The following is a 14,375-nucleotide window of genomic DNA, read 5'->3' as shown; positions in this document are numbered from 1 at the left end:
CTTACTCCTCACCCTCGACATCAAGAGCCTGCTGTGCCTTGTCGGCCACCTTGTCCTTCGGGCCTTCCTTCTCGCCCTTAGCCACGGCCTCGGCTTCCTCTTCGCCCTCGCCTTCAACGTTGCGGTCGATGGCGAGCAGGTCTACGTCATCAGGCAGATTGACCAGGCGCACACCCATGGTGGCACGGCTGCTTGGGCGAATCTGGTTCACCTCGGTGCGGATCACACCACCGGCGGAGGTGATGGCGAAAATCTCATCGTCTTCGTCCACCACGAGTGCGCCAATGAGCTTGCCGCGCTTCGGGGTGTACTTGAAGGTGAGCATGCCCAAGCCGCCGCGCCCCTTGGTTGGGTACTCCTCAAGGGCAGTGCGCTTGCCGTAGCCGCCAGAGGTGGCCACCAGCAGGAAGGCGTCGTCGCGGACCACGGTCATTTCCAAGAGCTGATCGTCGCCACGGAAGCGCATGCCCTTCACACCGGCGGTGGAGCGGCCCATGGGGCGCAGTTGCTCGTCGTCGGCGCGGAAGCGCAGCGATTGGCCTTCCTCGGACACCAGCAGCAGGTCATCATCGCTGGAGCACAGGGCGGCGCCGATGAGCTTGTCGCCTTCGTTGAGGTTGATGGCAATCAAGCCGCCGGAACGGTTGGACTCGTAGTCGGACAGGCGCGACTTCTTCACGCGACCCTGAGCGGTGGCGAGCACCAGGTAGGGGGCGTCCTCGTAGCTTTGGAGCTGGATTACCTGGGCAATGCGCTCTTCTGGCTGGAATTCCAGCAGGTTGGCAACGTGCTGGCCGCGGGCAGTGCGTGACGCCTCCGGCAGCTCGTAGGCCTTGAGGCGGTAGACGCGGCCGAAGTTGGTGAAGAACAGGATCCAGTCGTGCGTGGAGCTGACAAAGAAGTGGCGGACCACGTCGTCCTGCTTGAGCTCGGCTCCGCGCACGCCCTTGCCGCCGCGACGCTGCGACTTGTAAGCGTCCACCTTGGTGCGCTTGGCGTAACCGGTGGAAGTGATGGTGACCACCACGTTTTCGCGGGCGATGAGGTCTTCCTCGCTCACCTCGCCGGAAGCAGCAACGATCTGGGTGCGGCGCTCGTCGCCATACTTTTCGACGATCTCACGCAGCTCATCACGGACGATCTCACGCTGGCGCTCCGGGCGCGCCAAGATGTCCTTGAGATCCTCGATTTCCAGCTCGATTTCAGCCAGCTCATCGATGATCTTTTGGCGCTCCAGGGCAGCCAGGCGGCGAAGCTGCATGGCGAGGATGGCGTCCGCTTGGATCTCATCAATATCCAGCAGCTCCATCAGCCCAGTGCGGGCGATGTCCACGGTCTGGGAGGCACGGATCAAGGCGATAACCTCGTCGAGCATGTCCAGCGCTTTCACCAAGCCGCGCAGAATGTGTGCGCGCTTTTCGGCCTCGTCCAGGCGGAACTGGGTGCGGCGCACGATCACGTCGATCTGGTGAGCCACATAGTGGCGCAACTGCTGGTCCAGGCGCAGGGTGCGGGGCACGCCATCGACGATGGAGAGCATGTTCGCGCCAAAGTTGGTTTGAAGCTGGGAGTGCTTATACAGGTTATTCAGCACCACGCGCGGCACAGCATCACGCTTGAGCGTAATCACGATGCGCATACCCACGCGGTCGGAGGACTCGTCCTCGATGCGAGAGATGCCGGCAAGCTTGCCGTCGCGGATCTGATCAGCAATGTTCGAGATCAGGTTGTCCGGGTTCACCTGGTAGGGCAGCTCAGTGATCACGATGGTCTGGCGGTTGCCCTCCTCCTCGATGGAGGTGACACCACGCATGCGGATTGAACCGCGGCCGGTGGTGTAGGCATCCTTGATGCCTTGAGTACCAACGATGAGTCCGCGTGTCGGGAAGTCCGGCCCCTTCACGTACTCCATGCAAGCCTCGAGGGCCTCGGACTCGTCGGCGTCGGGATTGTCCAACAGCCAGTAGATAGCGTCGGCCAGCTCGTTGAGGTTGTGCGGCGGAATGTTCGTCGCCATGCCCACGGCGATGCCGCCGGAGCCGTTCATGAGCAAATTCGGGATGCGCGAAGGAAGCACGTCCGGCTCTTGCGTCTTGCCGTCGTAGTTCGGTGAGAAGTCGACGGTGTTCTCACGAATATCGCGCACCATCTCCATGGCGAGCGGGGTGAGACGACACTCCGTATAACGCATGGCAGCAGGGCCGTCGTTGCCGCGGGAACCGAAGTTACCTTGGCCGTCGACAAGCGGGTAGCGCATGTTCCAGTCCTGGGCGAGGCGCACCAGGGTGTCATAGATGGCGGAGTCGCCGTGGGGGTGGAACTGACCCATCGTGTCCGAGACGGGACGCGCGGACTTCACATAACTGCGATCCGGGCGGTAGCCGGAGTTGAACATCGCGTAGAGGATGCGGCGGTGCACGGGCTTGAGGCCATCGCGGACCTCCGGCAACGCGCGACCAACGATCACGCTCATCGCGTAATCGATGTAGCTGGTCTGCATCTCCTCGTTGAGGTCGATCGGTTTGATGCGATCGTACTCATCCGAGGTGAAGAGATCGTCGCTCATAAATCACCTTTTCTTGTTGGGCAGGATAACAGTGCCAGTTTAGTCGCTTGAGGGGCGTTTTCAGGGGTTGAGCGCGAAGAAGTGGTATCAGACTGGTAGCAGTGATTGATATTTGGTGGGTTTTAGCGAGAGTTTGGGAGTGTTCAGTGGAAAATGTGGAATGTTTATGTGTAGTAGCCATACGCAGACATATAAATGTATGCTCGGCCAGTGCTGGCCAAATGTCCTACTAAAGCGCAGCTAACGCCGGGCTCGCTGGCCCGCCCCGCATTGTTATAACTGTTTATGTGCTGTATCTGACTTGATTATGTGTTGTATTTAAATCGTATATGTGATTACATATCCATATCGGGCAAGAAACGGACTCGCAATTTCAGGCCCGAAAGGGCAAACAACAACCCAAGGAGCGAAAAATGGGGCATTCATTGACTCTTTCCAAAGCAGCCCTCCACTTGGCCGATTTGCTTACGGATCCAGAAGGGCGCAAGCCTTCCGTCAACATTGGCCGTATGCGCCAATTGCTGGCGGTCCGTGCTCTGCACGATGTATCGGTGGAGGGCGAGGCCCCGAGGATCGACCAGCGCGAGATCGAGCAACTGGCAGCCAACACCACCTACATTGCTGACTACGCCGAATACGGTGTGGAAAACCCCGTCTTTCGCGTAAGCCTGCGCGAAAGCCAAGAAAATCCCGTCTACTCCGAAGAAGATGGCCACGAACTGCGCACCCACTCCGGCTACGACTACGACAATCTGGCCAACCTCAGCCAAGACATGCTCTACGGCACCTTCGAAGGTGTTTGGCCAATCAGCGACGAAAACGCAGACTTCGCCGTGGACGCTGAGGCCTACCTGCTGCCATCCACCGTGGGCCTGGTCAAGGCAGACAACATTCGCCGCATCACGGACTGGGAGCCGGTGGCGGGCTCTACTCGCAAGTACTTCCACACCGAGGAACTCACCCCTGATGATCCCCTCTTTATGGAATCCAAGAAGGCCTTCTTTTGGGTAGATGTCCCGCCTGGCCGGATCTGTGGCTTCGATTTCGACCCGAACGTTGAAACGCAGATTGAACAATTCGAGCTCAACGACGCCCAGGCGTCCGACGCCGACTCGATCGACGAGCTGATCGCGCTGAAGATGAAGCAGCTCAAGATCCTCGACGAGCTTGCCGAACTCAAGCGCCTCAAGTTCGGACTTTCCTAACTCGAACCGCTCCCCCAGTCACAGTGCTGCGGGGAGCTTTTGCCATTTTCCGCTGAGCCACTTTGCCACTCCACTTAAGCCACCCGGCTTCATGCGCGCGAAATAACCGTTTGGCAGGTAAATTTTGCGCTTAGGGGATCTAATTACAACGACCCCGGGCACTAGGCGCGGGGTCGTGGGGTAAGGTGCGCCGACCTACATCGACGCTCACTGGAAAAAGGGTAACAGATATCGATGGAATCCAAAAGCAGGTTGGAAACGATGCTCGGGGCTGCTCGATTCGAGACTTACTATTTGGCGGCTGGTGAAGATTTGGAAAAAGCGGTGGACCTGTATCGATGGAATACCCGGATGGCTGGAGCCCTGCATTCCCATTTGTCCTATTTCGAGGTACTCATGCGCAATGCCATGAATCTGGCACTTCAAGATTGGAACGAAACGATAACCGGGAGCAGGAATTGGTGCCTCGAACACCAATCAGCGGATCTTTTGTACTCAATGTTGAAGCGTCCAATGATGCAAGCTCGACGGCATGCTATGAAGGAATCACGACGAAGGCATCGTCTTCACCCCCGCAAGAATCACCCACTGACCCATGATGATGTTGTAGCGCAACTCACTTTAGGAAATTGGTCGAATTTGCTTGGGGAGGCACTTCCGGATCTCCGCCCAAAAGCCAAAGTTCTTTGGGCGGACTGCCTACACAACGCGTTTCCGAATATCGATCACCACGATGAATCGCGCGTGGATTTGGGGAGAAGGGTTGAACGACTCACCCGACTACGCAACCGGGTTTCGCACCAAGAAAATCTTTTAGGCACCAACTTCCGTGGCCGCCTGAATGACACGCTTTCAGTGCTCAAAGCTATTGATAATAGTTATCCGCAGTGGGCTCTTGTTGGAAGCCAAGTCCGCCAGATCGCTCGAGAAGATCCCCGAAAGCATTAAGGTAAATACCTAGGCTCCGGGCCACACCCGTGCGACTCCAGCGAGTCCTTTCACCGCGTTCCGCTGCGCCATCTTTTACTGCGTCATTTTCCGCTGAGCCACTTTGCCACTCCACTTGAGCCAAGTTGCCAACTTCATTTGAGCCACTTAAGCAACCCGGCTTCATGCGCATGCCCTCCCGTGCTACCAATAATTCATGGCCATGACGCTCAGACTCAGCGAGGACGAAGACCGCGCCCTCACACTCCTCGCCCAAACTCAAGGCACCAGCAAACAAGAGGCAGCGAAGCGCGCAATTTTGGCTCAGGCTTCGAGGCAGCTTTTCGACGCCCACGTGGCCGAACTTGCCGCCATCCACATCCCCGAAGTGCGTGCCATGCGCAGCCGCCTTCGTAGTGTGCGTAGACCATGAGTGCCTCTGGGTTCGTTGTGCGCGGTCTCACCCCGGAGCAGGTGCTCATCATCGCCGACCAGCTAGAACAACCCGTTCGAAACTATGCCGGCATCGTGGCACTTGCCGCCGCGAGCGCTGGACAAATTCATGGGGTTTCAGTTCACGCTGATATTCAACGAGCAGCGGCATCGCTGCGGGAACTGACGTTGAATATTGCTCCCTTAGGAGCGGAAAATGACGTCTTTGCTGAGGTGCTGGCTCGCGTGTTTATGGATCTCCAGCTTCAGTAGCTGACGAGCAAACTCTACTGGAAAATTTTCCAGTACGTTTCTAGTAGCTGGAAAAACACCAGGTCAAACTAGAAATCTACTGGAAACGCAGTGTTTCCAGTAGATTTCAGTACCTCATCCAGCTAGCTCTTCGGCGCAGGATTCTTGCGTCCTACGAATTCATCCATGGAGCTCGAAGTGCCAATCAATTTGGCAATGGCGTCATAAGCGCGCACTGGGAGCAGGCGCCCCACGTAGGCGACTCGGGCGGTCCAGGGCAGCACCAATTGATGGCGCCCTGCTTCAATCGCGTCGATGACGTGGACGGCTACCTGCTCTTGCTCCAGCACGGGCAGCAACCAGGGGGCCTTGGACTTTGCTCCCTCAAACATGCCCGTGTTGATGTAGAAGGGGCAGACCACCAACGAGTTCACGCGGTGTCCCCGTTCTTTCATTTCCACTCGCAGTGATTCCGCGAAGCCAACGGCAGCAAACTTGGAGGGAGAATAGTCGGTCTGCTTTGCCACGCCGGTGAGTCCTGCGGCAGACGCGATGGTGACCACCGTGCCACGGCGCCGCTTGATCATTCCGGGCAAGAACGCGCGGGTGGTCAGATAGAGAGACCGTACATTGACCGCGAAGGTGCGGTCGACGTTTTCTTGGGGGTTATCCAGGAAATCTTCGCCAGAGACGATCCCGGCGTTGTTGATGAGGATGTCAATTTCTCCTGTCTCATCGGCCGCCGCCTCCACAGCTTCTTGATCTGTCACATCCACCACGTAGTAGCTGGCTCGCGCGCCTGCTGCCTTGAGTTCTTCCACCACGGCTTGAGCACTCGATTCGGAAAGATCCCACACCACTACCTCAGAAGCGCCACGATCGGCGCATTCCAGAGCCATGAGCCGGCCGATTCCCGATCCCGCTCCGGTGATGAGCACGCGGTGACCACGAATCCGGTGTCGGTAGGGGTTGGGCACTAAGTGGCTGGCCTTGTTCACTAGGGCGGTGGCGTAGTTGTGCATTGAGTCCTCTTCTTCTTTGATTGTGTTGCATACCACTATGCTTCCCACCGCCCGAAAATCGCAAACCTCCGGCAGCTACACCCCTTTTTGTGTGGCTGTAGTGACTACTGATAACATCTGTGACTGTTGTGATTACGGTGGCGCGATCCCTCGACGTCACTGTGGAGGAAGAATGACAACGCCTCTCGCGGCCTTCGAACCCATACGGAGGCCGCTTCACCTTTTCTGCCCCATGCCACTACGCTTGTGCCATGTCTGAATTCACCGATCTTTTGAACAAGCGCGAAGCCGTGGCATCCGACCTCGCCACCTTCATCAACGAGGCAATCTCCCGCCAGTCGGGCATCACCGGTATCGCACTCAAAGGCGCGGTGTCCGCCGCGAAAAAGGCCAAGCCCGGCATCGTAGAAAAAGGCTCTAACGCTCTCCTGCCAGAGCTTGTCGACGCCCTCGAACCCCATTGGCTCCAGTACAAAGCAAATCTCGGCGAATCATTCGGTGACTACCTCAGTGCACACAAAAGCGATGTCACCAATTCTCTACTCGAGGTAGCAGACCGAAACGCCAAGAACATTGACGTCCCTGGCTTGGATAAGGCCTACAAATCGCTGCGAGGCAAGGCAGAAAAGATCTTGGGCCCAGAACTCCAAGGCTTAGGCAATCTGCTCGAAAGCCACGTCGAAGAACACTAGCGCAGCACAAAGGCCCGGAAAGTTTTCCGGGCCTTTGTTTCGTCGAAAAGCTTAAATGTCGAGGAAGCGAACGTCGCGCGCATTACGGGTGATGAAGCTGCGACGAGCCACCACGTCATCGCCCATCAGAATGCTAAACAGCTCGTCGGCGGCGGCGGCGTCCTCCAGGTTCACGCGGCGAAGCGTGCGCACCGTCGGATCCATCGTGGTTTCCCACAGCTCCTTGGCGTTCATCTCACCCAGACCCTTGTAGCGCTGGATACCGTCGTCCTTGTTGATCTTGCGGCCAGCGGCAAGGCCCTCAGCGAGCTGCTCATCGCGCTCACGATCAGAATAGGCAAAGCCAGGCTCGCCCTTCGCCCACTTCAACTTGTACAGCGGCGGCTGCGCCAGGAAGACGTGGCCGTCCTCGATCAGCTCAGGCATGAAACGGAAGAGCAGGGTCAGCAGCAGCGTGGCGATGTGCTGGCCGTCCACGTCGGCGTCGGCCATTAGCACAATCTTGTGATAGCGCAGCTTCTTGATGTCGAACTCATCGTGAATACCGGTGCCCAGCGCCGTGATGATCGCCTGAACCTCGTTATTCTTCAGCACCTTGTCCAGGCGCGCCTTTTCCACGTTGAGGATCTTGCCTCGCAGCGGCAAAATTGCCTGGTAGAGCGAATCGCGACCGGACTTAGCCGAACCACCTGCGGAGTCACCCTCCACGATGTAAAGCTCAGACTTCACCGGATCCTTGGAACGGCAATCGGCGAGTTTACCGGGCAGCCCACCCAGATCATTGACCGACTTACGGCGCACCAAATCGCGAGCCTTGCGGGCAGCCACACGAGCATGCGCGGAGGATACGGCCTTATTAATGATCGTCTTCGCCTCAGCCGGGTTCGCGTCCAGCCAATCGGAAACGTGCTCATTGACCATGCGCTGCACGAAGCCCTTGACCTCAGTATTGCCCAGCTTCGTCTTAGTCTGACCCTCGAACTGCGGGTCCGAAACGCGCACCGAAATCACAGCGGCCAAACCCTCACGGCAGTCATCGCCGGTGAGGTTCGGCTCCTTGTCCTTGAGCAGCTTGTGATCGCGAGCGTAGCGATTCATCAAAGACGTCAGCGCGGCGCGGAAACCCTCTTCGTGGGTGCCACCCTCAAAAGTATTAATGGTGTTGGCGAAGGTGTGCACACTCTGGGAATAGCCAGAGTTCCACTGCATCGCCACCTCAACCTCGTGCTCTTCTCCCTTGCCCTCGAAGGACACGATGGAGGGGTGGATCGGGGTTTTGGTCTTGTTCAGGTGCGCGACATAATCCTCAAGACCATTGGGATAGTAGAAGGTCTTTTTCTTTTCCTTCTTCTTCTCCGGCTTCGGCGCGTCGAGGTTCTTATCGCCGTCCTCGTCCAGCTTGTCCAGCGACACGTTCTCGGCGGTATCGCCGGATTCAGCCAGCGCTTCGAGCTCTAACTCTTCATCCGTGGCACGCTTATCCGTCAGCGTGATGGTCAGGCCCTTATTCAGGAAGGCCATCTCCTGCAGACGACGCGAGATCGTGTCAAAGCTATACGTGGTGGTCTCAAAAATCTCCGGGTCAGCCCAGAAACGGATCGTGGTACCAGTGCCACGCGCATTACCGCCCTCAACCAGGGGATCCGGCACCGCATTGCTGAAGTTCTGCAACCAGTGCTTGCCGTCGCGCTTAATGTCCGCCTCAACACGAGTCGACAGCGCGTTGACCACCGAGATACCCACACCGTGCAGACCGCCCGACACCGCGTAGGATTCGGAGTCGAACTTGCCGCCTGCGTGGAGCTGCGTCATAACCACCTGCACGGTGGGCGCACCCGTTGGGTGCATTTCGACGGGGATACCACGGCCGTTGTCCACGACCTCAATGCCGCCATCAGCGAGGATGGTGACGTCCACGCGGTCGGCATAGCCCGCCATCGCCTCGTCAACGGAGTTGTCTACAACTTCCCAGACAAGGTGGTGCAATCCGCGCTCGCCTGTGGAACCGATGTACATGCCCGGACGCTTGCGAACCGCCTCGAGGCCCTCGAGGATGGTGATCGATGAGGCGCCGTATTCATGCTGAGCGTTAGCCACGAAAGATTGCACTCCTTGTTTTAGGTGAATAACCTGTTCTAGCTTACACGTTCTAGGTGGCACGTCCCCTTCAGAGGTGGGGTTCAGCGCAAGTTTTTTCGCATTTTTCTTCTTCCCCACCACTGCCCGGGTCTTCCGCTTGGCGTTATCCGTAAGTATCGCGCGGCCCGCGCCCCTTCACGTGCAGCGGACCATGACGCCAACTCGGCGCCTGCGGGCCGAAAATACGCAGTTCAGTGATGATATCTGGCCCCACTTCTGCGTGAATCTTCTGCAAGATCTGCCGCTGCATTAGCCGCAGATTGCTCGCCCACACCGTGGAATCACAACTGAGAAACAGTTTGCGATCTTTCACCATCTCCACCTTGGTGTGCGCCGCCACCTGCTCCCCCACCAGCTCCTCCCAGTGGTTGAGCACCAGCGCGCTCGCCAGCTCCTTTTGCCAGCCGCGTTTGCGCACCTCCCGCTGAATCACTTGCCCGATGCCTTGCACATTATTGCGAGGCAACGCCCGTCCATCTTTTCCTGTGGGGCGGCCTATGCCCTTGCTTTTCGACGTCCCCCGCTCCCCACTTTCACCCTGTTCATTGGAGCTGGACGCGGCAAATCCATCCATGGAGCGCGCCTTCTGAGGCAGTTTGGGCAGGTAGCCGCTGCGTCGTTTGGCTTCCTGGCGCATATGCTGGAATGCCGCGGCGATCGGATCGTCAGGTTCATGCATCGAGCAACGAGATCCTTCCTTCTTCCGTATCTTCCATGCTCACCTGGTGCCGGTGTACCTCGGTGCTTTGCAGCCCATCGGGCAGATCATCACCTACTGCCGCGGTGATCAGGACCTGCTCTGCTTCCTGGGTGACCTCCACGAGCCGCTGGCGCCGCTTGGCGTCGAGCTCCGCGAATACGTCGTCCAGTATCAGTACCGGATCCGTTCCCATGGATCGCAGCACCTCAAATTCCGCCAGGCGCAACGCCAACGCCATCGACCAGGTTTCACCGTGGCTGGCAAAGCCTTTGGCGGGATAATCGCCGAGCAACACATCGAGGTCATCGCGATGAGGCCCCACCAGTGACATGCCTCGATCAATCTCTTTATCCCGCTTGACGCCCAATTCAGCCAGCATGAGCGCTTCAAGGATCTCCGGGCTCGTTTCATCGACCCCGACAAGGGATACCGACGGCTTATAGCTGATGCTAGCGGGACGCGATTCGGGAGCGATACGCGCATAGGCCTCGTGCACCAGTGGCTGAAGCTGCCCAATCAGCTCAATTCGCGCCTGCATCAGATGCCCACCGAGCGCTGCAAGTTGTGCATCCCAGGTATCCAGCGTGAGCAACGCCGACTCACCACTGCCCCCATAGCCCCTGCGCAGAGCCACATTTGCACTTTTGAGCAAGGAGTTTCTTTGGCGCAGCACATGGTTGTAGTCGGCCTTGATCCCGGCCAGACGCGGACGCTGAGAGGCAATGACATGATCCAGGTATCTGCGGCGCTCTTCCGGTTCGCCTCGAACCAGAGCCAGATCCTCCGGAGAAAACAGCACGCTTTGCACCACTCCGAGCAGTTCCCGTGGCGATTTGAGGCGGGTTCGATTGATCTGCCCCAAGTTCGCTCCGCGACGTTTAAGCAATAAGTGCGCGGTGAGTTCACGACCTTGATTCACCGCAGTGGCAGAGATTCGCGCCTGCTCTTGACCCTGGCGAACTAACGGCCCATCACCCGAGACTCTGTGGGAGCCCAGGTGCGAGACGTACCCGATGGCTTCGACGATATTGGTTTTGCCAAAGCCGTTGCGGCCAACAAAGAGGTGCACTCCCGGCTTGAGGTCGATGCGACAATCCTTCCAAGAGCGGAAGTTCTGCAATTCGAGGTGTCGTAAATACACGTTGTTGAAGCGACTTAGCCCGGCAAGCGCACTGGCATGAGCAGGTAGGTGTAGTCGGCGGCGGGGGTGGGGAACGCACCGTCTTCACCGCGCTGCGGCATCTGCTCTGGCTCGGGCACCAGGATTGCGGGGCGCGAAGGTTCATTGAAACCGAACACTACGTTTTCGCTGCCCAGGGAATTCAGGCCTGTCTGCAGATAACGGGCGTTAAACGCGATGATGAAGTCATCTTCGCCCTCATAATCACAAGCAATCGCCTCTTCCGCGTGGCCGGCATCGGAAGCGCCAGCAGACAAGATCAATTGACCCTGGCCAAATTGCAAACGAAGCTGAGCACCGCGATCAACCAAGGTCACGCGCTTAATAGCAGCAACGAGCTGGTTGATATTCACCCGAGCCAATCCGGTGTGCGCCTTTGGTAGCAGCGGTGCGACATTGGGAAAATCGGCGTCCAACATGCGCATGGTGGTCTGGCGATTCCCGTAATGCAGGCCAAACAGACCCTCGGCACCGATCTGCTCGCCGGTGCCGACGGCAATTTCCACCTGCTCATCACCGGAAACAGTGAGGGTGTGAGCATGATCGCTGAGGTTTTTCGCTGGAATCAGAAGCTTCGCCTTCGCATTTTCAACCTGCGGCAACCAGCGGAGTCGGCGCTGCGCCAGGCGGAAACGGTCTGTTGCGGTGAGGGTGACATTTTCACCGTCGATTTCCATATGAATGCCGGTCAGCATGGGCAGGGTGTCATCGGAACCTGCTGCGGAGGACACCTGGGAAATGGCGCGTTCGAAAAGCTCGGGGCTGAATTCGCCGGTAACCTCGGGCAACTTTGGCATCGGTGGGTATTCGTCCAAGGAAATCAGCGGAAGCTCGAATCGGGAGGTGCCGCACGTAACTTCCAACGTGTTTCCCTCGGACTTCATCTCAATGGTCTTATTGGGCAGGCTCGCGACAATTTCTGCGAGCAAGCGACCCGCTACTGCGACGGTTCCGCTGTGCTCAATATCGGCTTGAGCATGAACTTTAGTGGAAACTTCATAGTCGTAACCTGCGAGTTCCAAGCCGTCATCGGTTGCGTTAATCAGCATGGCGCGCAACATCGGTTGCGTTGGCTTGCTTGGAAGGTTACGAGCCACCCAGCTCACTGCTCCAGCAAGTTCATCTTTGCCAACCCGGAATGACACCTGTTGTGCATCCATGCTTATTCCCCACGGCTCCTTGAACAGATTTTGTAATTCGCGGGTGCGAAACGCTCCACGAAAATGACAAGACCTAACGTACCTGCACTTGCTGCCAAGCAAAACTTTTGTGATTACAAAAATCACCTGCTGCCGCCTCTCGGCTCGCAGCGAAGTCAAGATTGTCCCCAGCCCCTCTTTCTACTTATGTAATTACTTAGAAAAGAGTTGGTAATAACAGTAAGTCCTGTGCAATGTGTGGAAAACATGTAATTTCACATGCTCAAGACGAATTTTCGGGTTGTGGGCATTGCTGTGGAGGTTCTGTGGACAACTTCGCCCGCCTGTGGATAACTTTTTGGAGTGCCGATTCTTCCACAAATTCTCCCCAGGTCATGGCCTTGTTGTGCACAGTGAATCCTTAGTTATGCACAGGCGGGTAATTGTGGAATTTTGTTAGCACAATCACCAAATTACAAGGTTGTAATTACACGGTTGTGGATAACTCTGTGGAAACTGTTGAAAACACTGTTGTTGTGGGGTTTTGTGGATAAACGCCAACAGCCCCACGCAAAGGTGGGGCTGTTTCTCGCCTGTGCTCTATCCGTGTCCATTGCCTTTGATGCGGGCAGTGAGTTTCTGGATCTCATCGTAGGTATCGCGCTTTTGGGTGATTTCCTTGCGGATCTTATCCACCGCGTAGAGCACCGTGGTGTGGTCCTTGCCCCCAAACTGCTCGCCAATCTTGGGAAGGGAGAGGTCGGTAAGCTCGCGGCAAAGATACATGGCCAACTGGCGCGTGTGCGCAACCGCGCGCGTCTTGCGTGATCCGCGGATGTCACGTTCAGGAATATTGAACATCTTTGAGGTCTCGGCGATGATGCTGTCGGCCGTGACCTCCACAGATTCCTGCTCAGGCATGATGCTGCGAAGCGCGTGCTCAACGGTACCCATGGTGATCGGCTCGTTGTTGATCGAGGAATAGGCGTTGATGCGCACGAATGCGCCTTCGAGCTCGCGGATCGAGGTATTGAATCGGCTTGCAATGAGCTCTAGAACGTCACGTTTCATGGTGACATTGCTCGCCACAGCTTTCTTCTCCAGGATCGCGATGCGGGTTTCGAGATCCGGTGGATAGACGTCCACGATGAGCCCAGCTTGGAAGCGGGTGCGCAGGCGATCTTCCAAGGTAGTGAGCTGTTTTGGCGGCCTGTCGGAAGAGAGAACGATTTGTTTGGAGGCCTGTTCGAGCGCATTAAAGGTGTGGAAGAACTCTTCCTGGGTTCCCTCTTTACCCTGCAGGAACTGGATATCGTCCAGCATGAGGATGTCTACCGAGCGATAACGCCGTTTGAAGGATTCCTGGCGGTCGTCGCGCACGGAGTTGATGTAATCGTTGGTGAACTCTTCGCTGGAGACGTACTTGATTTTCAGGTTCTGATTAAGCAGCAGCGCATAGTTACCAATTGCGTGCATGAGGTGGGTTTTCCCAAGACCCGAGCCACCCCAGATAAAAAGAGGATTGTAGCTCTGAGCAGGCTGTTCCGCCACGGCATTCGCCGCCGAGAATGCAAGGCGGTTTGAATCAGAAACAACGTAGTTGTCGAAGGTGTAGTTGGGGTTGAGCAGCGCGAAGTCGTTGGGATCGTGCGCCGGCTTTTCCCGTTTACGCAGATGTTCGTGCTCATCAACGTGGGTAGTAAACCACCCCTTCGGCTCTTGGCTCACTGGGGGTTCAACGTAGCTCGGAGCTGGTTGAACATTCGGCGTCGGAGCTGCAGGCGGAGCAGGGGTAGGCGCAGGCGCTTCGGTAACGGGAGGCTGTTGAACAGCAGTGCTATCCACAGTGACGGCAATGCTGAAGGAGCGCCCCATCTTTGTGCTTAACACCTGGGTGATGTGCGGACCAAGCTCCTGTTCGACTGCACGTTTGGCACTTTCGTGTGGCACAGAGAGCACCGCGATTCCCTCAAGCATCGCCACGGGGCGGATCAAGTTCAGCGTGGCAAATTGGCGATGTGAAATCGGAGGAATGTCGCTGGTGGGGTCGGCTGAAAGAGCGGTGAGTTCTGTAACAACCTCGGTCCAAGTATCGCCGAGTGCTCCTGGGCCTTCCGACAC

12 protein-coding genes are annotated in these 14,375 nt (G+C 57.2%); 5 read left to right on the top strand and 7 right to left on the bottom strand.

The annotated features are described in order from the left end of the window. Position 1: 1 nt before the first annotated feature. Positions 2–2,566, bottom strand: a complete 2,565-nt coding sequence (gene gyrA, locus CGERO_RS00060) for a DNA gyrase subunit A (RefSeq protein ID WP_123932617.1) — start codon at positions 2,564–2,566, stop codon at positions 2–4. A gap of 413 nt (positions 2,567–2,979) precedes the next feature. Here gyrA and CGERO_RS00055 point away from each other — a divergent pair, with 413 nt between their 5' ends. From CGERO_RS00055 to CGERO_RS00040, 4 genes are all read left to right on the top strand, one after another. Next, the gene (locus CGERO_RS00055) at positions 2,980–3,771 is read left to right on the top strand and encodes a hypothetical protein (protein WP_123932615.1); all 792 of its coding nucleotides are present in this window, start codon (positions 2,980–2,982) and stop codon (positions 3,769–3,771) included. A gap of 234 nt (positions 3,772–4,005) precedes the next feature. After that, positions 4,006–4,719 carry an Abi family protein gene (locus CGERO_RS00050; RefSeq protein ID WP_123932613.1) on the top strand — a complete coding sequence of 238 codons (714 nt, stop codon included), beginning with the start codon at positions 4,006–4,008 and terminating at the stop codon, positions 4,717–4,719. 196 nt (positions 4,720–4,915) lie between these two features. Further along, complete coding sequence (locus CGERO_RS00045; protein ID WP_123932611.1) at positions 4,916–5,131, top strand: CopG family transcriptional regulator; 216 nt, start codon at positions 4,916–4,918, stop codon at positions 5,129–5,131. Further along, positions 5,128–5,403: a hypothetical protein gene (locus tag CGERO_RS00040; RefSeq protein ID WP_123932609.1), complete on the top strand. Its 276-nt coding sequence runs from the start codon at positions 5,128–5,130 to the stop codon at positions 5,401–5,403. Before CGERO_RS00045 ends, CGERO_RS00040 begins: the two co-directional genes overlap by 4 nt. Before the next feature lie 122 nt (positions 5,404–5,525). On the opposite strand, the gene CGERO_RS00035 is transcribed toward CGERO_RS00040, so the two are convergent. Next, positions 5,526–6,440, bottom strand: coding sequence for an SDR family oxidoreductase (locus tag CGERO_RS00035; RefSeq protein ID WP_206423903.1), 915 nt, complete (start codon positions 6,438–6,440; stop codon positions 5,526–5,528). Positions 6,441–6,655: 215 nt separating this feature from the next. Between CGERO_RS00035 and CGERO_RS00030 the strand changes: the two genes are divergently transcribed. Next, the gene (locus CGERO_RS00030) at positions 6,656–7,096 is read left to right on the top strand and encodes a DUF6918 family protein (protein ID WP_123932605.1); all 441 of its coding nucleotides are present in this window, start codon (positions 6,656–6,658) and stop codon (positions 7,094–7,096) included. Positions 7,097–7,147: 51 nt separating this feature from the next. Here CGERO_RS00030 and gyrB read toward each other — a convergent pair whose 3' ends face one another. From gyrB to dnaA, 5 genes are all read right to left on the bottom strand, one after another. Beyond that, the gene (gyrB, locus tag CGERO_RS00025) at positions 7,148–9,193 is read right to left on the bottom strand and encodes a DNA topoisomerase (ATP-hydrolyzing) subunit B (RefSeq protein ID WP_123932603.1); all 2,046 of its coding nucleotides are present in this window, start codon (positions 9,191–9,193) and stop codon (positions 7,148–7,150) included. Positions 9,194–9,338: 145 nt separating this feature from the next. Further along, positions 9,339–9,914 (bottom strand): DciA family protein, encoded by a 576-nt coding sequence (locus CGERO_RS00020; protein WP_123932601.1) that lies wholly within the window; start codon positions 9,912–9,914, stop codon positions 9,339–9,341. Next, positions 9,907–11,076: a DNA replication/repair protein RecF gene (recF, locus tag CGERO_RS00015; protein ID WP_123932599.1), complete on the bottom strand. Its 1,170-nt coding sequence runs from the start codon at positions 11,074–11,076 to the stop codon at positions 9,907–9,909. Before recF ends, CGERO_RS00020 begins: the two co-directional genes overlap by 8 nt. Positions 11,077–11,090: 14 nt before the next feature. Continuing rightward, positions 11,091–12,275: a DNA polymerase III subunit beta gene (gene dnaN, locus CGERO_RS00010; protein WP_123932597.1), complete on the bottom strand. Its 1,185-nt coding sequence runs from the start codon at positions 12,273–12,275 to the stop codon at positions 11,091–11,093. A gap of 579 nt (positions 12,276–12,854) precedes the next feature. Then, entirely contained in the window at positions 12,855–14,375 is a 1,521-nt protein-coding gene (dnaA, locus tag CGERO_RS00005; protein WP_123932595.1) for a chromosomal replication initiator protein DnaA, read from the bottom strand.

This window comes from Corynebacterium gerontici (genome assembly GCF_003813985.1).
GTDB lineage: Bacteria > Actinomycetota > Actinomycetes > Mycobacteriales > Mycobacteriaceae > Corynebacterium > Corynebacterium gerontici.
The sequence above is the reverse complement of the archived record's forward strand: the minus strand, read 5'-3'. Positions and strand labels throughout refer to the sequence as shown.

Coding starts and splice junctions, on each gene's coding strand:
- CGERO_RS00050 (WP_123932613.1), top strand. CDS start 4,006: ATGGAATCCAAAAGCAGGTTGGAAACGATGCTCGGGGCTGCTCGATTC.
- dnaN (WP_123932597.1), bottom strand. CDS start 12,275: ATGGATGCACAACAGGTGTCATTCCGGGTTGGCAAAGATGAACTTGCT.
- CGERO_RS00045 (WP_123932611.1), top strand. CDS start 4,916: ATGGCCATGACGCTCAGACTCAGCGAGGACGAAGACCGCGCCCTCACA.
- CGERO_RS00055 (WP_123932615.1), top strand. CDS start 2,980: ATGGGGCATTCATTGACTCTTTCCAAAGCAGCCCTCCACTTGGCCGAT.
- CGERO_RS00020 (WP_123932601.1), bottom strand. CDS start 9,914: ATGCATGAACCTGACGATCCGATCGCCGCGGCATTCCAGCATATGCGC.
- CGERO_RS00040 (WP_123932609.1), top strand. CDS start 5,128: ATGAGTGCCTCTGGGTTCGTTGTGCGCGGTCTCACCCCGGAGCAGGTG.
- CGERO_RS00030 (WP_123932605.1), top strand. CDS start 6,656: ATGTCTGAATTCACCGATCTTTTGAACAAGCGCGAAGCCGTGGCATCC.
- gyrA (WP_123932617.1), bottom strand. CDS start 2,566: ATGAGCGACGATCTCTTCACCTCGGATGAGTACGATCGCATCAAACCG.